This is a genomic window from Streptococcus sp. DFI.7.26 (assembly GCF_022240605.1).
In the GTDB taxonomy this organism is placed as follows: domain Bacteria; phylum Bacillota; class Bacilli; order Lactobacillales; family Streptococcaceae; genus Streptococcus; species Streptococcus xiaochunlingii.
Genome location: NZ_JAKOGN010000002.1, coordinates 218,979 through 245,715, shown reverse-complemented (window position 1 = coordinate 245,715; position 26,737 = coordinate 218,979). Strand labels below are relative to the sequence as shown.

Below are 26,737 nucleotides of genomic sequence, written 5' to 3'. Positions count from 1 at the left end.
AAAGAGGATACCATGGCTTTACCTACTGTTGCCATTGTAGGACGTCCTAATGTCGGGAAATCCACGCTCTTTAACCGGATTGCCGGTGAGCGGATTTCCATTGTCGAGGATGTCGAAGGAGTTACTCGGGACCGTATTTATGCAACGGCGGAGTGGCTCAACCACCAATTTAGTATTATCGATACTGGCGGGATTGATGACGTGGACGCACCTTTCATGGAGCAAATCAAGCACCAAGCTGAGATTGCCATGGATGAAGCCGACGTCATTGTCTTTGTAGTATCTGGAAAAGAAGGGATTACCGATGCGGATGAATATGTCGCTCGGATGCTCTACAAGACTCACAAACCAGTCATTTTAGCGGTCAATAAAGTGGATAATCCAGAGATGCGAAATGACATCTATGATTTCTACGCTCTTGGCCTGGGAGAACCCTTGCCAGTGTCATCTGTACACGGGATTGGTACAGGGGATGTCTTGGATGCCATCGTTGAAAATCTTCCAACGGATCGTGAAGCAGAAAACCCAGACGTCATTAAGTTTAGTTTGATTGGTCGTCCAAATGTTGGAAAATCAAGCTTAATCAATGCCATCCTTGGAGAAGACCGCGTCATTGCTAGTCCTGTGGCTGGGACTACGCGAGATGCTATTGACACCCATTTCACGGATGCTGAAGGCCAAGAATATACCATGATTGATACTGCCGGAATGCGGAAATCTGGTAAGGTCTATGAAAATACAGAGAAGTATTCTGTGATGCGGGCTATGCGGGCTATCGATCGTTCGGATGTAGTCTTGATGGTCTTGAATGCGGAAGAAGGTATTCGAGAGTACGATAAGCGGATTGCTGGATTTGCCCATGAAGCTGGAAAAGGAATGATTATCGTGGTCAATAAGTGGGATACCCTTGAAAAAGATAACCACACCATGAAGCAATGGGAAGATGATATTCGCGATCAATTCCAATATCTTTCTTATGCACCCATTATCTTTGTCTCTGCTTTGACCAAACAACGCTTGCACAAGCTACCAGACATGATCAAGCAAATTAGTGAGAGCCAAAACACTCGCATTCCTTCAGCTGTCTTGAACGATGTCATTATGGATGCTATTGCCATTAATCCGACACCGACAGATAAAGGAAAACGCCTGAAAATCTTCTATGCGACTCAGGTTGCTACCAAGCCACCAACTTTTGTGGTCTTTGTCAATGAAGAAGAACTCATGCATTTCTCTTATCTTCGTTTCTTGGAAAATCAAATTCGGAAAGCCTTTGTCTTTGAAGGAACCCCGATTCATTTGATCGCTCGGAAACGGAAGTAGGGCTTTATGAAAATTTTGAAACAAGGACTCCTGCTTGTTATCACATTTTTTGTATTTCTGGGACTGACAGCTTGCAGCCTTGAAAGAGAAGAAACCTATGAGAAAAAATTTAAAGACAGTCTTGTTCGAGTGACTATTCGACATAGATCCAATCAAATGATCTCTGAAGAGTTTTGGGCTGATAATTTTAATGTACATATTGAAGATGACTCTGAATTCGAATATATAAAAAAAGAGATTGTTGATTCCAAAAAAGGAATTTCGGGCTATACAACAGATGTGAGTCGTACGAAAGAGGATGGGCTGATGATTCATACCAAAATCGTCTACCAAGACCTAGATGTTGAAGCCTTCAATAAAGCCAACGATGAGAAAAAAACGATTGGAGAACTGGCCGACTATTCAGATCATATCAAGAACCTCAAAAAAGAAGGTTTTAAGAGAATAAAATAAAGAGAGTGGGACAGAAATCGGTCATTCGTAAGAATTCGATTTCGTCGTCCCACCTCCGCACAGTTGAGTAGGGCTGTAAAAGCTGATGAAATCAGCGTAGTAGAGCCCACTCAACCACTGCGTCTTGCTCGACAATGCAAAGACAATTGAGAGGCTAGGACTTTTGTCCCAGCCTCTTTTTGAATGAAAAAAGAAAAGTGGACTTAGATGATTGTAAAATGAGGTATTGAATTCTTTGCAATTCTTTGTCTTCTTTTTCTATTTTAGAGGGGATATGATATAATAAGGAGATAAACATAAGGTGGTAAATATGGCAAAATTAATTCCTGGGAAAATCCGTTCAGAAGGAATCCTTCTCTATGAAAACGGCAAAGTAACCCTACAGGAAATGAAAAATCAGTACCTCTATTTCAGAATTGACAATGACTCCCTCCGATATAGCCTGGATGATCAAGCAATTTTTTGTAGTTGTGATTTTTTCCAGAAGAAAAAATTCTGTGTGCATTTAGCTGCGGGTGAAGCCTTTTTAAAAAATGATGAAAAAGGGAAGGAACTCTTGCTTGGTTTGGAGCAAGATGCAACAGAAAGCCAAGAAACAAAGGAAAAAGTATCCTTTGGAAGTTTGTTTTTAGATCAGGTCCTACCAAAAATTGAAAGTAAAGAGATCCGTTTTGGTCTCTCAGCAACCGGTCATGTGGACGACTATTCTGGTCAGTTTTTGTGGACCCTTCGTATCTATCGCAGACCGGATGAGAGAACGTATGTAGTGCGGGATGTTGTGGCTTTTTTGCAAGCTATCAGAAAACAGTCCCATTTTGCGATTGGGAAAAGTTATTATGAGCCGATTTCCTATGCGGCCTTTGACCCTGAAAGTCGCGCCTTGATACGATTCTTAGAAGGGTTATTATCGGGGGACACGGTACATGATGCTCTATTCTTTCCAAATGGAGGTCGTCACCTTTACTTTCCAATGAGCTTCTTTGAAGAGGCTGTGCAATTATTGATGGATTTACCGTCCTTTACCCTTGAAGTCGGGATGGATACCTATCAGGAAGTTTTCTTTCAAGAACTCCAGGAAGATTCAGGCTTGTTTTCTTTCCAAGTCGTGGAAATGAAGGAGTTTATCGAACTACAGGTCCAAGTGGCTTCCTATAAAATGGTGGAAGGTCGCTTTCTTTTGGCAAATGGCCACTTTTACCAAATCTCTCCACTTCAAAAGATTTTGATAGAGGCTGTTCAGAGTTTACCCCTATCCAGTGATCAGAAGAGACATGTTCAGTTTGATTTGTCGGATCAGACCAAATTGACCTATAGCTTAGAGCAATTCAGGAAAATTGGTGAGGTGAAAGCACCAAGTAACTTCTATATCCATGATTTTCAACCTCACTTTACTTTTGATTTATCTGAACAGGGAAAAGTGTTGTTAGAAGTAGCATTTGTCTACGAAGATTGTATCGTTCGCTCTGACCAAGAGCTTAAGAATCTGCCTTATTCCAGTAATTTTGATAAGGAACGTTTGGTTTTTGAAACCATTTTGGCAGCTGGTTTTACCAATCACTTTCAAACCAAACGGTCTCCTCTTCTTCCTAAACAAATCTATCCTTTCTTTCAGCAGACCCTTCCATTATTTGAACAACTAGGAGAGGTAGAAGTTTCGGAGAAATTGTTGGATTTGTATCAGGTGGAGAAGCCCAAGATTGACATTCAAACCAGTGGACGACTGCTTGAAATTGGTTTTGAATTTGACTCCATTGATCCCTCTGAAGTTGACCAAGTCATGAGTGCCTTAATCGAGAAGAATGACTATTATATCAGTCAAACAGGAAAGGTCCTTATCTTTGATGAAGAAACCAAGCGGATTAGTCAGACCTTATTGAATCTTCGTGCAAAGAAGACAAAGACAGGGCAGTTGCAAACCAATCGCATTGCAGCTTTCCAGCTCTCCCAGTTATTTGAGACGGCTGACAATGTCCAATTTTCTGAAGAGTTTCGTCATTTGGCTCATGATTTGATTCATCCAGAGCAATTTCCATTAGGTAAGCTGCAAGTAACAGCTAAACTACGAGATTATCAGGAACTAGGAGTCCGCTGGCTATCCATGCTTAATCACTACGGTTTTGGGGGGATTTTGGCAGATGATATGGGACTTGGAAAGACACTCCAGACTATTGCCTTTCTCTCGAGTGTTGTGACATCAGATTCTAAGATTTTGATCTTAGCTCCATCTAGTTTAATCTATAATTGGAAAGAGGAGTTCGAAAAGTTCGCCCCACAAATGAAAGTAGAGGTCATTTATGGCCTTAAAGCAAGTCGCGACGAGATTATTGCAAGCAATCCTCAGGTAGCGATTACCAGTTATGCTTCCTTCCGTCAGGACGTAGAGCAATACGAAGAAAATCAGTACCAATACTTAATCTTGGATGAAGCGCAGGTCATGAAAAATTCCCAAACCAAAATTGCTCAATACTTACGGAAATTCGATGTTCCTCATACTTTTGCTTTGTCGGGAACACCAATAGAAAACCATGTGGAGGAACTCTGGTCGATTTTCCAAATTGTTCTTCCTGGTTTATTTCCCGGTAAAAAAGAATTTAAACAATTGAGCCCAGAGACCATTTCTCACTACGTCAAGCCTTTTATCATGAGACGGAAAAAAAGTGAAGTCTTGCAGGAACTTCCGGATCTGATAGAGATGACCTATAAGAATGAATTGGCTGACGATCAAAAAACAATCTATTTGGCTCAGTTGAAGCAAATGCAAGATCGCATTCTAAGCTCTTCTGAAGAGGAACTCAATCGCAGTAAGATGGAAATCTTATCTGGCTTGATGCGTCTTCGTCAGATTTGTGATACGCCATCTCTCTTTTTAGAGGACTACGATGGAGAAAGTGGAAAGTTAGATAGCCTTCGAGAACTGCTAGAGCAGATCAAAGATGGCAACCAACGGGTTTTGATTTTCTCACAATTTAGAGGGATGTTAGATATCATTGAAAAAGAGTTGGACGCTCTGAAGATGACTTCTTTTAAAATCACGGGATCTACGCCAGCTAATGAACGCCAAGACATGACCAATGCCTTTAATTCCGGTCAAGGAGATGCCTTTCTCATTTCCTTGAAAGCAGGTGGAGTTGGTTTGAATTTGACAGGTGCGGACACGGTTATTCTAGTTGACCTATGGTGGAACCCTGCGGTAGAAGATCAAGCCATTGGCCGTGCCCATCGAATGGGACAAGATAAGAATGTTGAGGTCTACCGGATGATCACTCGAGGGACCATTGAAGAAAAAATACAAGAGCTCCAGACCAGCAAACGTCATTTAGTTTCTACCATATTAGATGGTACCGAAACGCGCTCTAGTCTTTCTATTGAAGAAATTCGGGAAATTTTGGGTATTTCGGTGGAATAACTTGAAAAATATAATGAATAGTTTATAATTAATGAAGTGTCGAAAGGAAGAAGAAGGATGACGGATAAGCATTTCCCACAAGTAGCAGATGATGAAATCATGCTAACTCAAATGCCCCATATGAATTTATATGATGACGGGGACTTCATTAGTAATATTCTTGGAGAGTATACAGATAAAAATTATTTAGAATGGGAGCCGATTGCTACTGGAAAAACTGCAGAGCAGCCCTATCAGAAACCCCTTCAAAAGTCTCTTCAAAAACCATTTGAAGTGCCCAAGTCAAGAAGGCAGCCAATGGCTCCGGATTTCAAGGAACCTGTTGATAAAAAGAGCCCGGCAAATCGCTACGCAGAAGAGGCGCGTGAAGCAGCGCGAGCTGATTTGAAAAAGAAGCGAACGGCTCCTTATTTAACAGCAGATATCGCCTCTAAACCCAATCGGAAAAAATTCACCCCTTCTTTCATGCCAAAAGTGAAGCCAACAGCTCCTTTTCAAAAAGAAAATCCAGGTGAATTAATCAAATATGGCGAGCGACTGAAACAAGAGCAATTGATTCTTTTAGAGGAGGCAGAGGAACTTCCGGTTCAAGAGTCCCACCAAGAAGAAAAGCCAAAGAAGAATAATTATGATTTTTTGAAAAAGAGTCAAATCTATAACAAGGATCATCAAAACATCCAAACGAGACCCATTAAACAAGAACTCGATGTGACCAATCTGGACTAGCAGGAGGAGAAACTATGTCAAAAACATTTCATTTTATCGGAATAAAAGGAGCAGGTATGAGCGCCTTGGCTCTGATGCTCCATCAGATGGGACACACTGTACAAGGATCTGATGTGGAGAAATATTACTTTACACAAAGAGGTTTAGAGCAGGCAGGGATTACCATTTTACCATTCAGTGAAGAAAATCTTACCGGTGATCAAATCTTGATCGCAGGGAATGCGTTTAAACCTGAAAATAATGTAGAGATTGCTTATGCAGATGCTCAAGGCTACACCTATCAACGCTACCATGAATTCTTGGGTGAATTTATGCGTGATTTTGTCAGCATGGGAGTAGCAGGAGCTCACGGGAAAACTTCTACTACAGGGATTTTGTCCCATGTCTTGTCTAATATCACAGATACCAGCTATTTGATTGGTGATGGAACTGGCCGTGGTTCCAAAGGTGCTAAGTACTTTGTCTTTGAATCAGACGAGTACGAACGTCACTTTATGCCTTACCACCCAGAGTATTCGATTATCACCAATATTGATTTTGACCATCCTGACTACTTTACTGGCCTAGAAGATGTCTTTAATGCCTTCAATGATTATGCCAAACAAATCTCCAAAGCCTTGTTCATCTATGGGGAAGATCCTGAGCTTCGTCGGATTACAGCTAATGCCCCAATCTATTACTATGGCTTTGAAGAAGAGGGCAATGATTTTGTAGCCAGTGATCTCTTGCGTTCTACTACTGGATCAACCTTTACTGTTCACTTCCGTGGAGAAGATTTGGGACAGTTCCAAATCCCATCCTTCGGACGTCACAATATCATGAATGCTACAGCGGTTGTCGGCTTGCTTTATATCGCTGGATTCGATCTTGATTTAGTTCGGGAACACTTAAAAACATTTGGCGGGGTCAAACGTCGCTTTACAGAAAAGATTGTCAACGATACCGTCATCATTGATGACTTTGCCCACCATCCAACTGAAATCATTGCTACTTTGGATGCGGCACGTCAAAAGTATCCAAGTAAGGAAATCGTAGCGGTCTTCCAACCTCATACTTTTACTCGGACGATTGCCCTCTTGGATGAGTTTGCGGATGCCTTGAATCAGGCAGATGCGGTGTACTTGGCACAGATTTATGGATCAGCTCGTGAAGTGGATCATGGGGATGTCAAAGTAGAAGATCTAGAAGCGAAAATTATTAAGAAATCCGGTGTGATTACAGCTGAAAATGTTTCTCCACTCTTGGATCATGACAATGCCGTTTATGTCTTCATGGGAGCAGGAGATATCCAGACCTATGAATATTCATTTGAACGTTTGCTTGGGAACTTGACCAATAACGTTCAATAGGGAGATACCATGCAACCAAGCGTTAGGATTCGGTTTGCTAAAGAAAATGATTGGGATGAGATCGAACAGATCACGTCCCAAAATTTTTCTTTTCAAAGAGCGGATCAGCAAGAACTGAATGGATTTAGAACCCTGGTCTTGGAATTTGAAGGGCAAGTGATTGGAAGTTGCCTGATTCAGATGGAGGAGCAGTTCGAAAATCCCTCTTTAAAATTATTGTGGTTGGAAATTCTTCCAGACTTTAGAAAACAAGGGTTTGGCACCTTGCTACTCGCCACACTCAAGTCTCTTGTAGCTCAAGAATCCTTGTTAGGGATTCATGTGACCTGCCAAGAGGAGTTGATTCCGTATTTTGAAATGAATGATTTTCAACTAGAGATAGGGGATAAGGAAGAAGGAGTGGAGGGCTATCACCTAATGTGGCACCTATCCCTATAGAAAGGAAGAAAAATGAACATTCGTCGTGCAACTATGAAGGATTTAGAAGCCATCGTTGCCATAGAACTGGAAAATTTTAGTCCAGAAGAGGCAATAGATAAGACGGTGCTTGCAAAACATATTGAAACGTTTAATAATAGCTTTTTAGTCGCTGACAAGGATGGCCAACTCCTAGGCTATTTAGAAGGCCCAGTGACACAAACTAGATATGTCGAGGACCGCTCTTTTACAGCGGACGTAAAAGACGAGTCCCATCTACCAGGAGGTTATATTACCCTTACGAGTCTTTCGATTTCCCCGTCTGTCCAAGGCTTAGGGGTCGGGAAAGCCCTGCTTGAAGCCATGAAAAATCTTGCCTTAGAAGAAGGACGGGAAGGGGTTAGTTTGACCTGTCATGATTACTTGATTGAGTATTATGAAAGGAACGGCTTTGTAAACGAAGGACGCTCGGACTCTAACTATGCTGGAGAAGTTTGGTACGATTTAGTATGGGAGGTTCCATCAAGTAACTGATCAATAGGATTTGAGGCGCTCAAGCCTCGTTCCTATTGCTTTTCTATCCCTTTTAAGATATAATATTAAGGATTATGACAAGGGAGGTCAAGTATTTGACTGATAACCAACAAGAGAATGAAAAATTATTAAGCTTTAAAGAGCGAATTCTCCGTGATCTTGAAGAAGCCAATAAGCAGATTTTACAAGCTGAAAAAGAATATGACTTACCTGTTCAAGAAATCTCTATTCCAGAAAAAAAAGAAGGCGAGACGGAAGGAACGCTTCCAGAGCTTGTGTCAGAAGAGTCTGAGGTTCAGGAAACAGTAGAGATTCCAGTGGAAGTAGAAAGAGTAGAAGTGCCAGAGGTTACAGAGGTCCCTGCAATTCAGGAAGTAGCCGAAGAGAACCAAGAAGAAACACCTCTACCAATCGAAGAGCCAACTCGAGAAGCAGAAAGTTCAAGTCAGCCTGTAGCTGTTTCGAGAAAAGAAAAACCGGTATCTAGTGTTTCGCGCAAGGATCGTGACCAACGTGTTCAAAAAAAGAAAAAACAGAATACTATTGCGAAGCGGATTGTCTTGACGGTTTTAGGAATTCTTTTAGTTTTAATAATTGCAACTGGAATTTTTGCAGTGACCTATGTTCAATCTAACTTAAATGCCATGGATGCCAAGGCTACAGAGTTTGTAACCGTTGAAATACCTGCTGGTTCTAGCAATCGTGAAATTGGAACTATTTTGGAGAAAAAAGGCTTGATTAAGAATGGCCAGTTCTTCAACTATTACACCAAGTTCAAGAATTATGGGAACTTCCAATCCGGTTATTTCAATCTACAAAAGAGTATGGATCTCGATACCATTATTCAAAAATTGCAAGAGCAAGGGACTAAAACCCCAGAACCACCAGTTTTAGGAAAAATTACGATTCCTGAGGGTTACACGATTGATCAAATCGCGAAAGTGGTATCTGTGGATGCAAGCTCCAAATCTGGTGCCAAGACTCCATATACGCAAGAAGAATTCTTAAAAGTCATCCAAGATGATGCTTTTATTGAAAAGATGGTAGCCAAATATCCTAAGTTACTAGCAACCTTGCCGTCCAAAGAAAGTGGCGTACGCTACCGCTTGGAGGGATATCTCTTCCCAGCTACTTATGGCTATGGAAAAACTAGTAAAATGGAAGATCTTGTAGACCAGATGTTAGCTGCAATGGACCAAAATCTTTCAGCCTACTATGACACCATGGAAGCTAAAAATATTGATGTCAATGAGGCATTGACGCTGGCTTCTTTGATTGAAAAAGAAGGTGCTACCGATAAAGACCGCAAGGATATTGCAAGCGTCTTTTATAACCGTTTGAATCAAGATATGCCTCTTCAAAGTAATATTGCTATCTTGTACGCACAAGGCCAATTAGGCAAGAAGACGACACTAAAAGAAGACGCAACGATTGACACCAATATCGATTCACCTTATAATATCTACAAGAATACTGGTTTGATGCCTGGTCCAGTAGATAGTCCAGGGGTATCTGCAATTGAAGCAGCCGTTAACCCAAGCAAGACAGACTACCTCTACTTTGTAGCAAATGTAGAGACTGGGGAAGTCTATTTTGCAAAAACTTATGAGGAACACACTAAAAACGTGGAAGAACACGTGAATAGCAAATTAACAGAAAGCAGCTCAAACTAAGGAGGATGTGGCATGCCACACCTTTTTAGTTCGAAAAAATAATAGAAAAGAGAAAGAAATATGGCAGAAAAAACCTATCCAATGACCCTAGCTGAAAAGCAAAAGTTAGAACTAGAATTAGAAGAATTGAAATTAGTTCGTCGTCCAGAAGTTGTAGAGCGGATTAAAATTGCTCGTTCTTACGGAGACCTTTCAGAAAACAGTGAATACGAAGCAGCTAAAGACGAACAGGCTTTTGTTGAAGGGCAAATCTCCAGCCTAGAAACAAAAATTCGTTATGCTGAAATTGTCGACAGCGATGCTGTCGCTGTTGATGAAGTAGCAATCGGAAAAACAGTTACCGTGCAAGAAATTGGCGAAGACGAAGAAGATGTTTACATTATTGTTGGTTCAGCTGGAGCGGATGCTTTTGCTGGTAAGATCTCAAATGAAAGTCCAATCGGTCATGCCTTAATTGGTAACAAAACAGGGGACACTGTGACGATTGAAACTCCAGCAGGAAGCTACCAAGTGAAAATCTTAAACGTTGAAAAAACAGAATAAAAAATGAGAGTGAGTCACTCTCATTTTTTTTGTAGTAATGGAAAAGCCGAGATGATATCTCGGCCTTTTTGCTAGTGTTAGTTACGGTTGCGTTGTTTTCCAGCGTTTCGTTTTTTGTTTCCGTTAGTTGGAAGGGAACGTTTAGCGTTGGTTGGATTAGTAGGTGTGATATCTTTTTTTACACGACGTCCATTGGATGCTGGAGCTTTTGGAGGGTTGTTTTTATATTCCTCAGCAACTTGTTTGCGCAATCTTGGACGGATGAGGTAGTTGATGACAAATTGTTGAATAATCTGTACGAAACCACCGACTACCCAGTAGAGAGTGACACCAGCTGGTGCCATCAAAGAGAAGACTGCAATCATAATAGGGCTTACGAGAGCTGTTTTCTTCATAGTTTCTCTTTGGTTTTCATCTTCTATACCATGGAGAGAGAGCATGCTTTGAATGTAGTAAAGAACAGCAACAACTAAGGTTAAAGCTAGACTTTTTGAACCGAGACCAATGCCAAGGAAAGAGTCCTTGCTAATACCTGGAGTGTATTGAGCTGCAAAATATAGGGCAGAGAAGAAAGGCATTTGAATCAACAAAGGCAAACAGCCAATGCCGCCGAATGGGCTGACACCATTTGCTTTTTGAGCATCCATCAATTCAGAGTTGGCCAATAATTTCTCTTCTTGAGTCTCCGCATTTTTGATGCGTTCTTGGATCGGCGCAAAGATTGGTTTTAGGTAGTTCATCTTCTCAGACTGGTAGGTTGCTTTCCAAGATTGATAAATACCTAGAGGGAAGATGATGATTCGAACGATTACGGTTACTAAGATAATCCCCAGTCCAAAGCCAAGTCCAAGATCTGTCGCAAAGAAATTGATGGCTTCCCCCATCGGTTTTCCAATGAGGTTCCAGACGAAACCAGTTGGTTGTTTGGTTGTCTTGTCGATGCTGACACATCCTGTTAAGAGGAGGAGGGCAGACAAGCTGAGAGCAGCAAGTAGATAACGTTTATATTTTTTCACGAGTTATAATCCTTTAATTTTAAATAATACCTTTCTATTCTACTGTTTTTTTATCAAATTAACAATAGTTCTCTGGACTTAATTTGAAATTTTAAAATCTTTGTAGGGTTCGAAGTTTGCCAGATGGACGTCCAGATAAGAAACCTTTGAAAAAGGAGTAGGACCTTTTCGTATTTCTTGGATAAATTTGGCCATGCGGGCATTGTCTTCGCAGGTAGCAAGGATAGTGACCGTTCCGTCATCATTGTTCCAGACCCGACCTGTAATGCCTCCAATTTCTAGTGCTAAGCTATAAACTCCCCAACGGAAGCCAACACCTTGAACTCGACCTTGGGCTGTCATTTCAACTTTTTGCATGCTTGTCCTCCTTGTGCTTGAATTCCTACTCAGGACGGAGAAGCTCCTCCTGTGAATGTGGTATAATAGTCTTATGAATATTATAACCTCTAAGTCCAATAATGGGATCAAAAAAGTTAAAAAACTTCATCAAAAAAAATACCGAATCGACTCCTACCTGATCGAAGGCTGGCATCTTTATGAAGAAGCTATCAATCATCAGGCTCCGATTGAACAAGTCTTTGTTCTGGAAGAGTCTGTAGATAAGGTCAAGAAAGATACGAAGGTGACCATCGTAACTCCTGAGGTTTTAGCAGAAATTGCTGATTCCAAAAGCCCTCAAGGAATCGTGGCAGAAATTAAGATACAGCCAATCCAGCATCTTCAGCTGGCTCAAGGACGGTATTTATTGTTAGAGGATGTTCAAGATCCAGGAAATGTCGGAACCATGATTCGGACTGCTGACGCAGCAAGCTTTGACGGGGTGCTTCTAACCGATCAATCAGCAGATTTGTATAATATGAAAACCTTGCGCTCTATGCAGGGGAGTCATTTTCATCTTCCTGTTATCCGTTTGCCTAAAGAGCAACTCTTAACAGCCATTGAAGAAAGTCAGCTACCCATCTATGCGACCACCTTGTCTCAGGATTCTATTGACTATAAGCAAGTGGAGAAAGTCCCTGCTTTTGTACTGGTCATGGGGAATGAAGGACAAGGTATTAGTGACCAGATGGCTGAGAAGGCAGATCAGCTGGTTCATATCACCATGCCAGGTCAGGCAGAGAGTCTGAATGTCGCTGTTGCTGCAGGGATTTTGATCTTTTCTATGATTGAAGAATAGTGCGTTAGTCAGATAGAGGAGGTGAGACGCATGTATCGACAAGACAAAGAATATATGGCTGAAGTCGGACATTTGATCCAGCATCCCAAACTTCAAAAATTAAAGGAAATTCCCCACCATATTCATTCCAACCGTTTGGCGCATTCCATTCACGTTAGCTACACCAGCTACCGCATTTCTAAGAAGATGGGCTGGGATACCAAAAGTACAGCAAGGGGAGCTCTCTTACACGATCTTTTTTACTACGACTGGCGGCAGGTCAAATTTAACAAGAGCCATGCCTGGGTACATCCTCGGATAGCTGTCCGAAATGCCAAAAAGATAACAAGCCTCAATAAAAAAGAAGAGGACATCATCCTCAAACATATGTGGGGCTTGACGCTTGCTCCACCTCGCTACAAAGAATCTTTCCTCGTGACCATGGTCGATAAATACTGGGCGATCAAAGAAGCCTCAGAACCAATGAGAAAAAAGTGGTCAAAGAGGAGACTTTTCCATCGAAAAATGTTAAAATCATAATAATTTAAGTTTGAAAGGAATGATTGATGATGAATCAACAAACCGTTATCCACGAACAAAGTGGTCTTAATAGCTTTTATAGCAAAATTTATTCTTTAGTCGGGGTTGGAGTTGGAGTTTCTGCTGTCGTCTCAGCATTGATGATGACCATTTTCCAAGAAACCTTCATATATATTCTAACTCAGGCTCCATGGGTCTACTATATTGCCATTGCTGTTGAATTGATTTTGGTCTTGGTCGCTTCGAGACAATCTGTGAAAAACAATCCCATGGCCTTGCCTCTCTTTTTAACTTATTCAGCTCTGAATGGCTTTACCTTGAGTTTTATCATTGCACGCTATGCTCAAGCGACAGTTTATAAAGCCTTCGTCGTTAGTGCCTTGATGTTCTTCATCATGTCAGCCATTGGTCGTGTGACCAAAAAAGACTTGTCTGGAATGGGACGAGCATTTATGGGGGCCTTGATTGGTATTATCATTGCTTCGATTGCGAACATCTTCTTACAAAGCTCTGGTATGGATTATGTCCTTAGCATTCTTTGTGTTATCATCTTTGCAGGTTTGACTGCTTGGGATAACCAAAAGATTCGTTATGTCTATGAACAATCCAATGGTCAGCCAACCAATGGTTGGGTTGTTGCTTTGGCTTTGGAACTCTATCTTGATTTCATCAACTTGTTCATCAATATCTTGCGTATTTTTGGACGCAACGATTAATCGAAAGAGCCGGGAAACCGGCTTTTTTTGTTGGAAAACTTGTGATATACTAAAGAAAATTGATAGAAAAGAGAATCTTCACATGAAACGTCCATTTATTAGTAGAGAAAGATTAAAACAAATTACGGAAACCTATCCAACTCCCTTTCACCTATATGATGAAGCTGGGATCCGGCAGACAGCTCGTGCCCTCCATCAAGCCTTTTCTTGGAATCCAGGCTTTAAGGAGTATTTCGCTATCAAAGCGACCCCTAATCCAGCCATCCTAATAATCCTCAAAGAAGAAGGCTGTGGCGTGGACTGTGCTAGCTATGTGGAATTGTTGATGGCACAAAAATTAGGGTTTACAGGCCAAGAAATCATGTTTTCTTCCAACAATACACCGGCTGAAGAGATGGTCTTTGCCCGTCAGCTAGGAGCGACTATCAACTTGGATGCCTACGAAGATGTAGCCTTCCTACAATCTGTTGCGACACTACCGGAGGTCATCTCTTGCCGCTATAATCCAGGAGGGGTGTTTGAACTGGGAACGGATATCATGGACCATCCTGAAGAGGCTAAGTTTGGCATGACCAAGGAGCAATTGATCCAAGCATTTACGGAGTTGAAAGATTTAGGAGTCAAACGATTTGGGATCCATGCCCTCTTAGCTTCGAATACCGTCTCCAATGATTACTATCCAGAATTGGCTAAGCAATTATTCCAGTTGGCAGTAGAAGTAGTTGAAAAGACAGGGGTTACCTTGGACTTTGTCAACCTCTCTGGTGGGGTTGGAGTGAACTACAAACCAGAAGACCAACCAAATGATATTGCTGTGATTGGGGAAGGTGTTCGTCGGGCTTACGAGGACATTTTAGTTCCAGTGGGCTTAGATCAAGTGAAAATCTATACGGAATTAGGCCGCTTTATGCTAGCCCCACATGGCCTATTGGTCACCCATGTCACCCATAAGAAACAGACTTATCGGACCTATCTAGGAGTAGATGCTTCGGCTGTCAACCTCCTCCGTCCCGCTATGTACGGGGCCTACCACCATATCACTAATCTGGATCGACCAGATGGAAAGACAGAAATAGTAGACATTGTTGGTAGTTTGTGTGAAAACAATGACAAGTTTGCCAAAAATCGGGAATTTCCTGTCTCTGAAATTGGGGATCTTTTGGTCATCCATGATACAGGAGCGCATGGATATTCCATGGGCTATCAGTACAATGCCAAGCTCCGCTCTGCGGAGATTTTATTAGAAGAATCAGGCCAAACTCGTCTCATCCGACGGGCCGAAAAACCAGAGGATTACTTTGCAACATTGTATGGCTTTGACTTTGAAAAATAGGGCCTTTTTGGTATAATAGAAAATGTGTAAATATTGAATTTAGGAGAAAAACACTTATGTCTACATTTTTGACAATTTTATTGATTATCCTTGCTTTCTTTGGTGGAATGTTGGCAGGTATGTACCTACTTCGCAAGCAGTTTGAAAAAGAATTTGCATCAAACCCACGTTTGAATGTTGAAGCAGTTCGTACATTGTTGGGAGCTAGTGGTCAACGTCCAAGTGAAGCGAAGGTGCAACAAGTTTACCGTCAAATTCTGAATCAACAAAAAGCATCTTTGAATACGAAGAAGAAATAAAAGCAAAACAGATGACACAATAAAATAAGTAGGGGGACTTTAAGATTTTTCTTGGTCCCTTGTTTTGAAAGGAAGGCAGATGGACAATCGACCAATTGGTTTTTTGGATTCGGGTGTCGGAGGGTTAACCGTTGTTAGCGAATTGATGCGGCAACTCCCCCATGAAGAGGTGGTCTATATTGGTGATTCCGCTAGAGCACCTTATGGCCCGAGACCAGCAGATCAAATTCGTGACTATACTTGGGAGATGGTTCGTTTTCTCCTAACGAAAAATGTGAAGATGATTGTTTTGGCCTGTAATACGGCGACAGCTGTTGTATGGGAAGAGGTGAAAGAAGCCTTGGATATCCCCGTTCTAGGAGTGATTTTGCCAGGAGCTTCCGCAGCGATCAAGGCGACAAAAAGCAAACGAATTGGAGTCATTGGGACCCCAATGACGGTCGCTTCAGATATTTATCGGAAAAAAATTCAAAGCCTGTCACCAGAAATGGCAGTAGAGAGTTTAGCTTGTCCGAAATTTGTCCCTCTGGTTGAATCTAATGAGTTGCAGTCCAGTGTTACAAAAAAAGTTGTCTATGAAACCTTGAAACCTTTGGCTGGGAAAGTAGATACACTGGTTTTGGGATGCACCCATTATCCTCTCCTTCGCCCTATTATTCAAAATGTCATGGGGCCAGAGGTTCAGTTAATTGATAGCGGTGCTGAGTGTGTCCGGGATATCTCGGTCTTGCTCAACTACTTTGAGATTAATCGCAGTCGTCAACTGGAGGACTGCCACCATCAGTTTTATACAACGGCCAATGCAGCCAGTTTTGCAGCGATTGCCAAGACTTGGTTGCATCAAGTCGTTCATGTGGAGCATGTAGAATTATGAACCAAAAGATTTATGAATACAAAGATGCCTTAAATTGGTTTCTAGCTGAATGGGGAGATCGGAGTGACTATAACGAATATAGTGAAGTCTCTTCAGAAGCTTCTGAGCTTGTTGACCTAGTAGAATCACTAGTTGGAGACACAGATTTGGGCTTTCCCCTAAATGTAACGGTTGTTCGTTACGCCTCTAGTTTGCAGTTTTTGACCTTCCTCTTTCAAATCGTTGAGGAAACACTAGGTCGCAAAATTGAAATCGTGCAGCGTCAAGGAGCTCTTCTCATTGTAGAAGGAGAGCAATTGCTCTCTGTTTATCTGCCAAAGAATGGTCTTCCACTTGCAGATTTTTTGGGCCAGGAAGGTCTTAAGGATCGCTTGCTAATCGCTACTCGGAATGAAGGAAAAACCAAAGAGTTTCGTCAGATCTTTGAACAAATGGGTTTTGAAGTCGAGAATCTCAATGACTATCCAGATCTTCCAGAAGTCGCTGAAACAGGAATGACTTTCGAAGAAAATGCTCGCCTAAAAGCTGAGACAATTTCACAGCTAACAGGGAAAATGGTGTTGGCAGATGATTCAGGACTCATGGTCGATATCCTTGGGGGCTTACCAGGTGTCTGGTCTGCTCGCTTTGCAGGTGTAGGAGCGACCGACTTAGAGAACAATGCCAAGCTCTTACACGAGTTGGCGATGGTCTTTGAATTGAAGGATCGGTCAGCAAAATTTCATACAACCTTAGTGGTTGCCAGTCCTGGTAAGGAGAGCCTTGTTGTGGAGGCGGATTGGCCAGGATATATCAATTTTGAACCAAAAGGTGAGAACGGGTTTGGCTATGATCCCCTCTTTCTGGTAGGAGAAACAGGTAAGACATCTGCTCAACTAACTCTAGAGGAGAAAAATCAACAATCGCATCGTGCTTTAGCCGTGAAGAAATTAGTGGAGGTATTCCCAGCATGGCAGAACAAGTAATTATCGTCATGAGCGATTCTCATGGCGATCGTCAGATCGTAGAAGAAATCAAAAACCACTATAAAGGAAAGGTCGATGCCATTTTTCACAACGGTGATTCTGAGTTAGAAAGTACCGACCCTGTATGGGAAGGCATTCATGTTGTCAAAGGGAACATGGACTTTTATGGGGAGTACCCCGAACGTCTGGTGACGCAATTGGGTCCTACTCGGATTATTCAAACCCATGGTCATCTTTTCCAAATTAATTTTAGTTTTCAAAAGTTAGATTTGTGGGCCCAGGAAGAAGATGCAGATATCTGCCTCTATGGCCATCTGCATATTCCGGATGCTTGGAAGGAAGGGCGTACCCTTTTTCTGAACCCTGGGTCAGTCAGTTTACCGAGGGGGGCCATTCAAGAGTGCCTCTATGCTAAAGTGGAAATTGATGCAGATTCCTATCGAGTTGAATTTTTAAATCGGAAACATGAGGTCTATGAACCTCTTACAAAGGAGTTTGATCGATGATCGCCAAGGAATTTGAGGAGTTTATTCTCCGAGAAGAAAAGACTTTTTTGACTCCAGCGCGCAATTTGGCTGTCTTGATTGATACGCATAATGTGGATCATGCCATCTTGGTGCTGAGTCAAATTAGCTACACTCGCGTTCCTGTTGTGACCGATCAAATGAAATACGTAGGGACGATTTCTTTAACAGATATTCTTTCTTACCAAATGAAACATGATTATTCTGATGAAGTCTTTTCATCCATGGACATCGTTCATATGACAAAAACGGATGGGGAGCGCCTTGGAAAAGACTATACTGTGACGGAAGTCTTACATAAGTTGGTAGAGGAATCCTTTCTACCGGTTGTTTCAGAGGATGGAGTCTTTGAAGGAATCATCACTCGAAAATCCATTTTAAAAGCCATCAACTCCCTCATGCACAATTTCTCACACGAATATGAGATGAGGAAAAAATGAAAGAATACATAGCTAGTTTTATCAAAGAAAAAGACTTAAGTGAAAATTCACAGACGGCTTATTCTTATGATTTGGATCAGTTCGTGGATACTGTTCATAACCATGTCTCAGATACCAATCTTCGAATTTATCAAGCTTCGATTAAAGATTTTAAACCAGCTGTTCAAAAAAGGAAGCTTTCAGCCGTCAACCAATTTTTGTTTTATCTTTATCAACATCAAGTTATCGAGGATTACCATCGCTTGGTCCTTCCGAAAGTCTCTGTGCCGAAAAGCCACGACCAAGAACTATTGGACTTATCCCTCTTGTGGGAAGGGTCAGAACTATCCCAAGGTCGCTTGATTGCCCTATTGATTGTCGAGATGGGCTTGTTGCCTAGTGAAATTCTTCAGTTGAAAATCGTTGATATTGAACTCGATTTTCAGGTTTTACGAGTAGGAAAAGAAGGGCAAAAACGGGTCTTGCGTATTCCAGATGCTCTTCTAGGAGAGTTGACGGATTTGATGACGGGGACTTATTTATTTGATAACAAGGGAAAGGCCTATTCACGTCAGTGGGGCTTCCGTCAATTAGAGTCCTTCCTATTGGAAAAAGGGTTTGAGAATCTTTCGGCACAATCCTTACGGGAACAATACATTTTAAAACAAAGAGAACAGGGGATGGATCTGTTTAGCATCGCCCGCGAGCTCGGTTTAAAAACTCTTGTTACCTTAGAAAAGTATAAGTAATGGATATTAAAATAAAGGATTTTGAAGGTCCTTTGGATCTTCTCTTACACCTCGTTTCAAAATACCAAATGGATATTTATGAGGTTCCTCTAATTGAGGTGATCGAGCAGTACTTGGCCTATCTAACGACCCTTCAAGCCATGCGACTTGAGGTTGCTGGTGAATACATGCTGATGGCCAGTCAGTTGACCTTGATTAAGAGTCGGCGTCTCCTTCCAAAAATTGCGGAGCAAGCAACGGATGAAGAAGATTTGGAGCAGGATCTCCTGTCTCAAATCGAAGAGTACCGGAAGTTTAAACTATTGGGTGAAAAGATGGCCCTTCAACACGAGGAGAGAGCCCAGTACTTTTCAAAACCCAAAACGGAATTAGTCTATGATGATGCTGAATTGGTCCATGACAAGACCACGATAGATCTTTTCTTGGCCTTTTCAAAATTGTTAACGAAAAAGAAGGAAGAATTTCGACAAAATCATACGACCATTGTTCGAGACGAGTATAAAATTGAAGACCTGATGAATGTTGTTCGTCACTTGTGTCAACCTGGTAAGAGAATCTTGCTACAAGATATTTTTGAGGAAGCCAAGGATGTGAATGAACTAATTACAGTCTTTTTGGCGACTTTGGAATTAATTAAAGTACAAGAAGTTGAGGCTCTTCAGGAAGAACCATTTGGAGATATTATTTTAGTAGGATTAAAGAATGAGTAAAATTGCAGAGATGGAGGCCCTCTTGTTTGTTGCAGGAGAAGATGGTTTAACGGTGAGACAGATTGCCGACCTCTTATCCCTTCCTCCCACAGGGGTGATTCAAAGTTTAGAAAAATTGGCCCAGAAATATGAGCAGGATCAAGATTCTAGTATGGCCTTATTAGAGACAGCGTCAACCTATAAATTAGTGACCAAGTCCCAATATGCAGAGCTGTTACGTGAGTATTCAAAGTCACCAATGAATCAAAGTCTCTCTCGTGCCGCCTTGGAAACTCTCTCCATCATTGCTTATAAACAGCCGATTACTCGGATTGAAGTCGATGATATTCGAGGGGTGAACTCTAGTGGGGCTATTTCAAAATTACTTTCTTTTGAGTTGATTCGAGAAGATGGGAAGAAAGAAGTCATTGGGAGACCTAATCTCTATGTGACGACAGATTACTTTTTGGATTACATGGGGATAAACCATCTAGACGAGCTACCAATTGTTGAAGAGACTGAGTTAATCGGTCAAGAAAGCCAATTATTTACAGAAAGAACGGAGGAAATTGATGAGAATTAACAAATATATTGCTCATGCTGGTGTCGCAAGCCGCCGCAAAGCAGAGGAATTGATTAAGCAAGGCCTTGTCACTGTAAATGGCCAAGTGGTCCGTGAATTGGCGACGACGATCAAGTCTGGAGACAAGGTAGAAGTAGAAGGTCAACCGATATACAACGAGGAGAAGGTATACTACCTCTTAAATAAACCAAGAGGGGTCATCTCTAGTGTATCAGACGATAAAGGGAGACCAACTGTTATTGATTTGTTACCGCAAGTCAAGGAACGGATTTATCCTGTCGGTCGTTTGGACTGGGATACTTCTGGTGTTCTGATTTTGACCAATGATGGTGATTTTACAGATGAAATGATCCACCCGCGTAATGAGATTGATAAGGTTTATGTTGCGCGCGTGAAGGGATTGGCGAACAAAGAAAACTTGCGTCCCTTGACTCGTGGTGTGACCATTGATGGCAAAAAGACCAAGCCATCTACCTATGAGATTCTAAAGGTTGATCCAGAAAAGAATCGCTCAGTTGTCCAATTGACCATCCATGAAGGACGCAATCACCAGGTCAAAAAGATGTTTGAAGCCGTGGGGCTTTTGGTGGATAAATTGTCCCGGACTCAATTTGGAAATCTAGACGTTTCTGGACTTCGTCCTGGTGAATACCGCCGTCTCAATAAAAAAGAAATCAGCCAATTGCATACCCTTGCAGTGACAAAGACGAAAAAATAATGAAGAAATGTGCGATTGGTCTTGTTCGTCTCTATCAACGCCTTCTTTCTCCCCTCTTTCCACCTTCCTGTCGCTATAGTCCTACCTGTTCCAACTATATGATCCAGGCTATTGAACGGCATGGTTTGAAAGGGATTCTGATGGGGCTTGCTCGGATTCTTCGTTGCCATCCCTGGAGCAAGACTGGAGTAGATCCAGTTCCAGATCATTTCAGTCTGAGGAGCCACCTAGAAGAAGAGAAAAGCGAAAATTAAGTTAGAGCAAACTTTTATAAGAAGTCTCACTCAGAGCAAAGAAAAAAGTTTTGGAAATTCTCCAAAACTTTTTGTTTTTTAGCGATCTGACCAAGTGCGAGGCATAAAGAGCAGTAACATCGGGTAGATTTCTAACCGTCCTGCAATCATGGCAATTGATAATAAGAATTTAGAGATGGGGCTAAAGATAGCGAAGGTATCCGTTGTCCCAATCATCGGTCCAATATTGTTAAAGCAACTAAAGACTGCACTAACAACTGTCATAAAATTGTTGCTGTCAAAGCTGACAACCGCAATGAGGGCGATGGTAATCAAGGTATAGACTACGAAATATTTTAAGATTTTGTGCTGGGTGTCCTTATCCAAGGCAGTGCCATTCACATGTAGGGTCATCACCCGGTTGGGTGAGAGAGTCGAACGAATTTGATTCTTCCCGATCCGAGCTAGAATTAAGCAGCGAATCACTTTTAGTCCACCGGCCGTTGATCCTGCGGATCCACCAACCACCATGAGCATGAGAAGGAGGAACTGAGAAAAGAGCGGCCAATCAACAGTATTGCCAAAACCAAATCCAGTCGTGGTAATGACATTGGAGACTTGGAAAAAGGACATTTCAAAACTATCCGCAAAATTATGATAGAGATGGAAAATGTTGCAGGCAATCAAAAGGGAAGAAACCCCGACAATCATCAGGTAGGTGCGAAGTTCCTCATCGCCGAAGAAGGCTTTGAACTTGCGAAGCATGATATAGTAATAGAGATTGAAGTTAACCCCAAATACCAAGACACCAAAGCTGACCAAATAGGTGATGAGCGTCGAATGGTAGTGGGCAATCCCGTCATTGAAGACGGTGAACCCACCAGTACCAGCAGTCCCCATAGCAATGATAAAGCTATCATAAAGAGGCATGCCAGCACAGAAGTAGATCATCACAAAGAGGAAGAAGAGGGCCAAATAGAGGTAATAAAGGATTTGAGCTGTGTTCTTCAATTTGGATACAATTTTACCAAATACGGGACCAGGCACTTCTGCCTTCATCACTTCGAGGTGGCTGTTCTTGTTATTGTCCATAATAGCTAGGGCAAAGACTAGCACCCCCATCCCTCCAATCAAGTGGGTGAAACTACGCCAGAAAAGAAGGGAAGGACTGAGGACGGAGACGTCATTTAAAATGGTTGCCCCTGTAGTTGTAAAACCAGAGCTAACTTCGAAAAATGCATCAATGATGTTTGGGATTTGTCCTGAAAAGACAAAAGGAAGAGCACCAAAGAAGGACCATAGGATCCAACACAAAGCCACAATCAGAACGCCTTCCTTGGCATAGATGTGAAAATCTTTGGGTTTGAAAAAGGAACCAATGCCTCCCAATACAAGGAGGATGGCAATGGTTGCAAATAGGGAGAGAAAGACAGTCGGGCTATCCTTGACAACAAAATCGTTCTTTAGATTGAGAAGTGCAACCACAATCGGCACACAGAGCAACATGGCTTCAATCAGAAGGAGTTTTGCTAAAAGGTAGCGAATCATACTTTTGTTCATGGCTTACCCCTCTAACAAATCATAGATTTTAGTGATGTTGCTGATTAGGGTAGTAACGATAATGCGATCCCCTATCAAAAGATGGTCATCTCCAGTTGGGAAAATAGCTTTCCCGTTTCGAATAATGGCTGCGATGAGAACACCTTTTTTCAATTTCAGTTGTGCCAAAGGTTTGCCCGTCATTTTGTTTTCTTCGCGAATCTGGAATTGAAGGGTCTCGATTTGACCGTTGGCAACATGATGCAAGGCTTCAAGATTTGAATAGCGGGCATTGTAGCGTCCACGGATGAAATGCATGATGGTGTCCACCGCAATGCCTTTGGGTGTCACAATACTTGAAAAATCTTGCCGATCAATAATTTCTAGCAGGCTAGTCCGGTTGACCTTGGTAATATTCTTTTGAACACCTACGCTATTTAGGAACATAGAAGCGATAATATTTTCTTCATCGACCCCTGTTAGAGTCGCAACAGCATCAAAGTTACCTGCGCGCTCTTCCATTAGAATATCTTTTGATGTCCCATCTCCCTGGATAACATAGAGATCAGGGAATTCTTGACTAAACCATTCTGCCCGTTTTTGATCGATTTCAATGACTTTTAAGTCAATCTTCCGTTTGCTATTTTCTAAAATATTTAGGAGATAATAGGAAATCTTGCCAGCTCCGATCAGAAGCAGACTTTTAACAACTTGCGGTCGAATGCTATTGTGGAAGTCTACGATTTCCACTCGATTTCCAGTCATAAAAATCTTATCAAAGGCTTGTAAAGTGAAGTCGCCATCTGGAATCGTTAACTGACCTTGCCGTTCGATAGCACAGATAATGATGTTTCCGTATTTCTTTCTGAATTGAGAAAGAGTCATCTGGCAGAGCGGGCTTTCCTCCTTGATTTTGAACTCCATGAAGGCCACTCGCCCACCAGCGAAGTGCTCAACAGATAAGGCATTTGGGAAGTCAATGCTATTAGCAATGTAGCGGGCAGCAAGAAGCTCAGGATTGACAACTAGAGAGAAGCCGAGAATATTTTTCTCTTTAAAATAGGAATTTGAGTATTCCGGATTGCGGACCCGGACAATGGTTTCTTTGGCTCCCATTTTTTTGGCTAAGACGGCAGATACCATATTGACTTCGTCTTGCTCTGTTAGGGCGACAAAGATGTCACAGTCGGCTACATCTGCTTGTTCGAGAATCTTAAAGTTGGCACCATTTCCGACAATACCAATGATATCGTAGCGTTTGGTAATATGATTAACGACGGCTTCATCTTGTTCAATCAAGATGACATCGTGATTTTCTGCGACGAGGGAACGACAGAGTGCTGTTCCGACTTTACCGCCTCCAACTACAATAATTTTCATGAATATTTCCTCCAAAGTATGATTCTATCTTACTCTATTTTCAAAAAAAAATCACCTCTTAATGGTGGAAATAGGGCATAAAGAGCCAGATTCTCTAAACTACATGAAAGAGAATGTAAAAAAGTGAAATTTTTTTGTCGAAATAGTTGACAGGAGGCATGAAAGTGGTATACTGATACAGTAACCTCATTGATTTACCTCAAACCTGTTGTGAGTTAAGTTAATGAAGTCGTAACCACGCTGTTTGCTGAGCTTGACTCCGGGCAGTGTGGCTATTTTTTTGCCAGAAATGAGATCGTGATGAATATTGAAGAATTAGCTTATACAGAAACCAAATCAAAAAACCATGTAGTTCTCTATCAACCTCAAATTCCCCAAAACACAGGGAATATCGCTCGTACTTGTGCAGCTACCAATGCCCCCCTTCACATCATTCGGCCCATGGCTTTTCCTATCGATGATCGGAAGATGAAACGTGCGGGACTGGATTATTGGGATAAGTTAGATGTTCGCTTTTACGACAGCTTGGATGAATTTATGGAGGCTGCAGCTGGAGGAAAGGTCCACCTGGTTTCAAAATTTGCTGACCAGACCTATTCGGATGTGGATTACAATGATGATGCAGAACATTATTTCATTTTTGGTCGTGAGGACAAAGGCTTACCAGAGGATTTTATGCGGCTTCATGCTGAAAAGGCGATTCGGATTCCGATGAATGATGAGCATGTTCGAAGCTTGAATGTCTCCAATGCCGTTTGTATGATTGTTTATGAAGCCCTCAGACAACAGGAGTTTGCAGGCTTAGAGCTGGTCCATCAGTATGAGGGAGATAAGTTGAAGTAGGAAGAGGATCTTTGCAAAAGGAGTTTCGTTGTAACTTTTGATATTACAAAACACTTGCAATAGCAGGTGTTTTTTGTTATGATTAAGGAGTCTTCAGGGCAGGGTGAAATTCCCGACCGGCGGTGACTTTTACTAGGAAACGCTCTTTTCCTTTTCTACTTTGTTGCCAAGCTTTGCCTAACTAGAAGTTATGCCTAGAGCTTGTCGCCTCGTCTAAAAGAAAAATCTCCATTTCCATACTCTAAAAGAAGTCCGCGAGCGCAAGCTGATGTGGTGTGACTCCACAACCGACAGTATAGTCTGGATGGGAGAAGACGAGAGAGGAACAAACCTGTTCTTTTTGACGATGGACTTGATGGAAATTTTGTTGATTCTATAAGAAATCAGTCTTTGCGCTTTTTTCTTGTAGCATCAGGGCTTTTTTAATCAAGTACCAAGGAACTGTTTAAGTTTTCTTTAAAACGATTGAAATAGAATAAGGTTAAGGGAATCTTTCCAACTTCTTCTAATTTTAGTAAAAATTGGAGGAACCTGTGATGACAAATACTCGTAAACTGACCCTAGTGGCTGTTTTATCTGCACTTTCTTTTCTATTGATGTTTTATCAACTATCAATAGGGATTGATTTTTTAAAGGTTGACTTTAGTACGATTCCAATCTTACTCGCCTTAGTTCTATTAGATCTAAAGAGCTCAGTTGTGGTGGTTTTGATTCGATCGGTTCTCAAGTTGGTTTTGAATGGTCGAGGAGCTGAGACCTTGGTTGGCTTACCGATTAATATCATTGGTGTATTAGTCTTTGTCTTAGCATTTGCAGTCATTTGGAATAAGAAGAAAAGCCAGGTTCGGTTTGTAATTGCTAGTCTAGTTGGGACCATTGGTTTAACCATTTCCATGCTCCTGGTCAATTACTATTATGCCATCCCTCTCTATGCCAAATTTGTTGGTTTTGACATCGCAAAGATGGTCGGAGTTGAAAAGTATCTTCTCAGTATGGTTGTTCCCTTTAATCTAATAGAAGGACTGATTTGGGCTGTAACCTTCTGGATGGTATATACCGTCGTACAGCCCCTACTTAAAATCTATGAAAAATAAACAATCTCATTTTTTAAAGGGCTCTTTTGCCCTTTTGTTATTTATGATTCTGGGCTATGTAGTCAAATTTTATCCGGAAAATTTAGTCGGAATCGATCAACCGATTCAATCGGCTATTCGCGGGGATTTACCAGCCTATTTGACAGCCTTCTTTACCCGTGTAACAGTGCTGATGAACACACCCGTTGTTGCATCCTGGGTTGGCGTCATTGTCCTCTTCTTTGTCTGGAAGAAATGGTATACGGAGGCCCTCCTCCTCACCGGGAGTTTGGTTACAACTGGATTACTCGTGGTAATCCTGAAACACATCTATTTACGCCCACGACCAGCACTTCAACATTTGGTCCAAGAAGGGGGCTATTCTTTTCCAAGTGGCCACTCCTTGGCAGCCACCCTGGTCTTCGGTAGTTTGATCATTGTGGTAGGGCAACGGATGACCTCTCAAGTTGGGAAAGTCCTAGCTCAGCTTGCCCTCTTCCTTTGTATGGCGACCATCGTTGTATCTCGTGTCTATGTTGGGGTTCATTACCCGACAGACGTCACAGGAAGTATGCTTTTGGGATTTGGTCTTTTGCAAATGGTCTTTCCTTATTACGACCGTTTGCGTTTTGAATGGCGCTTTAAGAGTAAGCAGAAGTAAAGC

The 26,737-nt window shown here is 41.8% G+C and carries 30 protein-coding genes and 1 riboswitch; of the genes, 26 read left to right on the top strand and 4 right to left on the bottom strand.

All coding sequences use genetic code 11. The annotated features are described in order from the left end of the window. Positions 1 to 12 precede the first annotated feature (12 nt). From der to greA, 9 genes are all read left to right on the top strand, one after another. Positions 13 to 1,323, top strand: coding sequence for a ribosome biogenesis GTPase Der (der, locus tag L0M85_RS03870; RefSeq protein ID WP_117744583.1), 1,311 nt, complete (start codon positions 13 to 15; stop codon positions 1,321 to 1,323). A 6-nt stretch (positions 1,324 to 1,329) separates the two neighbouring features. Further along, positions 1,330 to 1,776: a hypothetical protein gene (locus L0M85_RS03865; protein WP_238656515.1), complete on the top strand. Its 447-nt coding sequence runs from the start codon at positions 1,330 to 1,332 to the stop codon at positions 1,774 to 1,776. Between the two features lie 310 nt (positions 1,777 to 2,086). Continuing rightward, positions 2,087 to 5,182, top strand: a complete 3,096-nt coding sequence (locus L0M85_RS03860) for a DEAD/DEAH box helicase (RefSeq protein WP_238656514.1) — start codon at positions 2,087 to 2,089, stop codon at positions 5,180 to 5,182. A gap of 57 nt (positions 5,183 to 5,239) precedes the next feature. Further along, a complete protein-coding gene (locus L0M85_RS03855; RefSeq protein ID WP_238656513.1) occupies positions 5,240 to 5,908 on the top strand; it encodes a cystathionine gamma-synthase in 669 nt (222 codons plus the stop codon). Between the two features lie 14 nt (positions 5,909 to 5,922). Further along, positions 5,923 to 7,257 carry a UDP-N-acetylmuramate--L-alanine ligase gene (gene murC, locus L0M85_RS03850; protein WP_006595771.1) on the top strand — a complete coding sequence of 445 codons (1,335 nt, stop codon included), beginning with the start codon at positions 5,923 to 5,925 and terminating at the stop codon, positions 7,255 to 7,257. A gap of 9 nt (positions 7,258 to 7,266) precedes the next feature. Further along, the gene (locus L0M85_RS03845) at positions 7,267 to 7,695 is read left to right on the top strand and encodes a GNAT family N-acetyltransferase (RefSeq protein WP_048789527.1); all 429 of its coding nucleotides are present in this window, start codon (positions 7,267 to 7,269) and stop codon (positions 7,693 to 7,695) included. A gap of 12 nt (positions 7,696 to 7,707) precedes the next feature. Then, the gene (locus tag L0M85_RS03840; RefSeq protein WP_048789528.1) at positions 7,708 to 8,208 is read left to right on the top strand and encodes a GNAT family N-acetyltransferase; all 501 of its coding nucleotides are present in this window, start codon (positions 7,708 to 7,710) and stop codon (positions 8,206 to 8,208) included. A gap of 74 nt (positions 8,209 to 8,282) precedes the next feature. After that, a complete protein-coding gene (mltG, locus tag L0M85_RS03835) occupies positions 8,283 to 9,881 on the top strand; it encodes an endolytic transglycosylase MltG (protein WP_238656512.1) in 1,599 nt (532 codons plus the stop codon). Positions 9,882 to 9,941: 60 nt separating this feature from the next. Beyond that, complete coding sequence (gene greA / locus L0M85_RS03830) at positions 9,942 to 10,424, top strand: transcription elongation factor GreA (protein WP_048688326.1); 483 nt, start codon at positions 9,942 to 9,944, stop codon at positions 10,422 to 10,424. Positions 10,425 to 10,501: 77 nt separating this feature from the next. Here the strand turns inward: greA and yidC are convergent, their stop codons facing one another. Together yidC and L0M85_RS03820 are read right to left on the bottom strand one after the other, a co-directional pair. Continuing rightward, entirely contained in the window at positions 10,502 to 11,440 is a 939-nt protein-coding gene (gene yidC / locus L0M85_RS03825) for a membrane protein insertase YidC (protein WP_048688323.1), read from the bottom strand. A 78-nt stretch (positions 11,441 to 11,518) separates the two neighbouring features. After that, a complete protein-coding gene (locus L0M85_RS03820) occupies positions 11,519 to 11,797 on the bottom strand; it encodes an acylphosphatase (RefSeq protein ID WP_048789530.1) in 279 nt (92 codons plus the stop codon). Positions 11,798 to 11,870: 73 nt separating this feature from the next. Here L0M85_RS03820 and L0M85_RS03815 point away from each other — a divergent pair, with 73 nt between their 5' ends. The 14 genes from L0M85_RS03815 (at position 11,871) to yidD (ending at position 21,259) form a co-directional block, all read left to right on the top strand. Continuing rightward, on the top strand, positions 11,871 to 12,617 hold the full coding sequence (locus L0M85_RS03815) for an RNA methyltransferase (protein WP_238656511.1): 747 nt from the start codon (positions 11,871 to 11,873) through the stop codon (positions 12,615 to 12,617). Between the two features lie 30 nt (positions 12,618 to 12,647). Continuing rightward, entirely contained in the window at positions 12,648 to 13,136 is a 489-nt protein-coding gene (locus tag L0M85_RS03810; protein WP_048789532.1) for an HD domain-containing protein, read from the top strand. Positions 13,137 to 13,165: 29 nt separating this feature from the next. Continuing rightward, positions 13,166 to 13,852: a Bax inhibitor-1/YccA family protein gene (locus L0M85_RS03805; protein WP_048789604.1), complete on the top strand. Its 687-nt coding sequence runs from the start codon at positions 13,166 to 13,168 to the stop codon at positions 13,850 to 13,852. A gap of 82 nt (positions 13,853 to 13,934) precedes the next feature. Beyond that, positions 13,935 to 15,185 carry a diaminopimelate decarboxylase gene (locus L0M85_RS03800; RefSeq protein WP_195610862.1) on the top strand — a complete coding sequence of 417 codons (1,251 nt, stop codon included), beginning with the start codon at positions 13,935 to 13,937 and terminating at the stop codon, positions 15,183 to 15,185. 56 nt (positions 15,186 to 15,241) lie between these two features. Then, a complete protein-coding gene (locus L0M85_RS03795) occupies positions 15,242 to 15,484 on the top strand; it encodes a YneF family protein (protein ID WP_006595782.1) in 243 nt (80 codons plus the stop codon). A 79-nt stretch (positions 15,485 to 15,563) separates the two neighbouring features. After that, positions 15,564 to 16,358 carry a glutamate racemase gene (racE, locus tag L0M85_RS03790; RefSeq protein ID WP_125334813.1) on the top strand — a complete coding sequence of 265 codons (795 nt, stop codon included), beginning with the start codon at positions 15,564 to 15,566 and terminating at the stop codon, positions 16,356 to 16,358. After that, positions 16,355 to 17,323 (top strand): nucleoside-triphosphate diphosphatase, encoded by a 969-nt coding sequence (locus L0M85_RS03785; RefSeq protein WP_048688311.1) that lies wholly within the window; start codon positions 16,355 to 16,357, stop codon positions 17,321 to 17,323. Before racE ends, L0M85_RS03785 begins: the two co-directional genes overlap by 4 nt. Beyond that, a complete protein-coding gene (locus L0M85_RS03780; protein ID WP_061564244.1) occupies positions 17,308 to 17,829 on the top strand; it encodes a metallophosphoesterase in 522 nt (173 codons plus the stop codon). The genes L0M85_RS03785 and L0M85_RS03780 overlap by 16 nt, the downstream gene beginning before the upstream one ends. Then, positions 17,826 to 18,287, top strand: coding sequence for a cyclic-di-AMP-binding protein CbpB (cbpB, locus tag L0M85_RS03775; RefSeq protein ID WP_061564243.1), 462 nt, complete (start codon positions 17,826 to 17,828; stop codon positions 18,285 to 18,287). The genes L0M85_RS03780 and cbpB overlap by 4 nt, the downstream gene beginning before the upstream one ends. Further along, a complete protein-coding gene (gene xerD / locus L0M85_RS03770; protein WP_048688302.1) occupies positions 18,284 to 19,015 on the top strand; it encodes a site-specific tyrosine recombinase XerD in 732 nt (243 codons plus the stop codon). The genes cbpB and xerD overlap by 4 nt, the downstream gene beginning before the upstream one ends. Continuing rightward, positions 19,015 to 19,725, top strand: coding sequence for a segregation/condensation protein A (locus tag L0M85_RS03765; RefSeq protein WP_048715402.1), 711 nt, complete (start codon positions 19,015 to 19,017; stop codon positions 19,723 to 19,725). The genes xerD and L0M85_RS03765 overlap by 1 nt, the downstream gene beginning before the upstream one ends. Next, the gene (gene scpB / locus L0M85_RS03760) at positions 19,718 to 20,287 is read left to right on the top strand and encodes an SMC-Scp complex subunit ScpB (RefSeq protein WP_023024095.1); all 570 of its coding nucleotides are present in this window, start codon (positions 19,718 to 19,720) and stop codon (positions 20,285 to 20,287) included. The genes L0M85_RS03765 and scpB overlap by 8 nt, the downstream gene beginning before the upstream one ends. Continuing rightward, entirely contained in the window at positions 20,277 to 21,005 is a 729-nt protein-coding gene (locus tag L0M85_RS03755; protein WP_238656510.1) for a pseudouridine synthase, read from the top strand. Before scpB ends, L0M85_RS03755 begins: the two co-directional genes overlap by 11 nt. Beyond that, complete coding sequence (gene yidD / locus L0M85_RS03750) at positions 21,005 to 21,259, top strand: membrane protein insertion efficiency factor YidD (RefSeq protein WP_048688293.1); 255 nt, start codon at positions 21,005 to 21,007, stop codon at positions 21,257 to 21,259. Before L0M85_RS03755 ends, yidD begins: the two co-directional genes overlap by 1 nt. A gap of 78 nt (positions 21,260 to 21,337) precedes the next feature. Here yidD and L0M85_RS03745 read toward each other — a convergent pair whose 3' ends face one another. After that, entirely contained in the window at positions 21,338 to 22,798 is a 1,461-nt protein-coding gene (locus L0M85_RS03745) for a TrkH family potassium uptake protein (RefSeq protein WP_236127852.1), read from the bottom strand. Between the two features lie 3 nt (positions 22,799 to 22,801). After that, the gene (trkA, locus tag L0M85_RS03740; protein ID WP_048688284.1) at positions 22,802 to 24,157 is read right to left on the bottom strand and encodes a Trk system potassium transporter TrkA; all 1,356 of its coding nucleotides are present in this window, start codon (positions 24,155 to 24,157) and stop codon (positions 22,802 to 22,804) included. Between the two features lie 300 nt (positions 24,158 to 24,457). On the opposite strand from trkA, the gene L0M85_RS03735 reads away from it, so the two are divergent. The 3 genes from L0M85_RS03735 (at position 24,458) to L0M85_RS03725 (ending at position 26,734) form a co-directional block, all read left to right on the top strand. Continuing rightward, on the top strand, positions 24,458 to 25,000 hold the full coding sequence (locus L0M85_RS03735; RefSeq protein WP_236127854.1) for a tRNA (cytidine(34)-2'-O)-methyltransferase: 543 nt from the start codon (positions 24,458 to 24,460) through the stop codon (positions 24,998 to 25,000). An 85-nt stretch (positions 25,001 to 25,085) separates the two neighbouring features. Next, positions 25,086 to 25,320: riboswitch (FMN riboswitch) on the top strand. A gap of 216 nt (positions 25,321 to 25,536) precedes the next feature. Continuing rightward, positions 25,537 to 26,094, top strand: coding sequence for an ECF transporter S component (locus L0M85_RS03730; protein WP_048688279.1), 558 nt, complete (start codon positions 25,537 to 25,539; stop codon positions 26,092 to 26,094). After that, positions 26,084 to 26,734 (top strand): phosphatase PAP2 family protein, encoded by a 651-nt coding sequence (locus tag L0M85_RS03725; RefSeq protein ID WP_048688274.1) that lies wholly within the window; start codon positions 26,084 to 26,086, stop codon positions 26,732 to 26,734. Before L0M85_RS03730 ends, L0M85_RS03725 begins: the two co-directional genes overlap by 11 nt. The last annotated feature ends 3 nt before the right edge of the window (positions 26,735 to 26,737 follow it).

Coding starts and splice junctions, on each gene's coding strand:
- L0M85_RS03840 (WP_048789528.1), top strand. CDS start 7,708: ATGAACATTCGTCGTGCAACTATGAAGGATTTAGAAGCCATCGTTGCC.
- mltG (WP_238656512.1), top strand. CDS start 8,283: ATGACAAGGGAGGTCAAGTATTTGACTGATAACCAACAAGAGAATGAA.
- L0M85_RS03845 (WP_048789527.1), top strand. CDS start 7,267: ATGCAACCAAGCGTTAGGATTCGGTTTGCTAAAGAAAATGATTGGGAT.
- scpB (WP_023024095.1), top strand. CDS start 19,718: ATGAGTAAAATTGCAGAGATGGAGGCCCTCTTGTTTGTTGCAGGAGAA.
- L0M85_RS03735 (WP_236127854.1), top strand. CDS start 24,458: ATGAATATTGAAGAATTAGCTTATACAGAAACCAAATCAAAAAACCAT.
- L0M85_RS03815 (WP_238656511.1), top strand. CDS start 11,871: ATGAATATTATAACCTCTAAGTCCAATAATGGGATCAAAAAAGTTAAA.
- L0M85_RS03785 (WP_048688311.1), top strand. CDS start 16,355: ATGAACCAAAAGATTTATGAATACAAAGATGCCTTAAATTGGTTTCTA.
- cbpB (WP_061564243.1), top strand. CDS start 17,826: ATGATCGCCAAGGAATTTGAGGAGTTTATTCTCCGAGAAGAAAAGACT.
- murC (WP_006595771.1), top strand. CDS start 5,923: ATGTCAAAAACATTTCATTTTATCGGAATAAAAGGAGCAGGTATGAGC.
- L0M85_RS03725 (WP_048688274.1), top strand. CDS start 26,084: ATGAAAAATAAACAATCTCATTTTTTAAAGGGCTCTTTTGCCCTTTTG.
- L0M85_RS03805 (WP_048789604.1), top strand. CDS start 13,166: ATGAATCAACAAACCGTTATCCACGAACAAAGTGGTCTTAATAGCTTT.
- L0M85_RS03745 (WP_236127852.1), bottom strand. CDS start 22,798: ATGAACAAAAGTATGATTCGCTACCTTTTAGCAAAACTCCTTCTGATT.
- xerD (WP_048688302.1), top strand. CDS start 18,284: ATGAAAGAATACATAGCTAGTTTTATCAAAGAAAAAGACTTAAGTGAA.
- racE (WP_125334813.1), top strand. CDS start 15,564: ATGGACAATCGACCAATTGGTTTTTTGGATTCGGGTGTCGGAGGGTTA.
- L0M85_RS03755 (WP_238656510.1), top strand. CDS start 20,277: ATGAGAATTAACAAATATATTGCTCATGCTGGTGTCGCAAGCCGCCGC.
- trkA (WP_048688284.1), bottom strand. CDS start 24,157: ATGAAAATTATTGTAGTTGGAGGCGGTAAAGTCGGAACAGCACTCTGT.
- yidD (WP_048688293.1), top strand. CDS start 21,005: ATGAAGAAATGTGCGATTGGTCTTGTTCGTCTCTATCAACGCCTTCTT.
- L0M85_RS03865 (WP_238656515.1), top strand. CDS start 1,330: ATGAAAATTTTGAAACAAGGACTCCTGCTTGTTATCACATTTTTTGTA.
- greA (WP_048688326.1), top strand. CDS start 9,942: ATGGCAGAAAAAACCTATCCAATGACCCTAGCTGAAAAGCAAAAGTTA.
- L0M85_RS03855 (WP_238656513.1), top strand. CDS start 5,240: ATGACGGATAAGCATTTCCCACAAGTAGCAGATGATGAAATCATGCTA.
- der (WP_117744583.1), top strand. CDS start 13: ATGGCTTTACCTACTGTTGCCATTGTAGGACGTCCTAATGTCGGGAAA.
- L0M85_RS03765 (WP_048715402.1), top strand. CDS start 19,015: ATGGATATTAAAATAAAGGATTTTGAAGGTCCTTTGGATCTTCTCTTA.
- L0M85_RS03820 (WP_048789530.1), bottom strand. CDS start 11,797: ATGCAAAAAGTTGAAATGACAGCCCAAGGTCGAGTTCAAGGTGTTGGC.
- L0M85_RS03800 (WP_195610862.1), top strand. CDS start 13,935: ATGAAACGTCCATTTATTAGTAGAGAAAGATTAAAACAAATTACGGAA.
- L0M85_RS03860 (WP_238656514.1), top strand. CDS start 2,087: ATGGCAAAATTAATTCCTGGGAAAATCCGTTCAGAAGGAATCCTTCTC.
- L0M85_RS03730 (WP_048688279.1), top strand. CDS start 25,537: ATGACAAATACTCGTAAACTGACCCTAGTGGCTGTTTTATCTGCACTT.
- L0M85_RS03780 (WP_061564244.1), top strand. CDS start 17,308: ATGGCAGAACAAGTAATTATCGTCATGAGCGATTCTCATGGCGATCGT.
- L0M85_RS03810 (WP_048789532.1), top strand. CDS start 12,648: ATGTATCGACAAGACAAAGAATATATGGCTGAAGTCGGACATTTGATC.
- L0M85_RS03795 (WP_006595782.1), top strand. CDS start 15,242: ATGTCTACATTTTTGACAATTTTATTGATTATCCTTGCTTTCTTTGGT.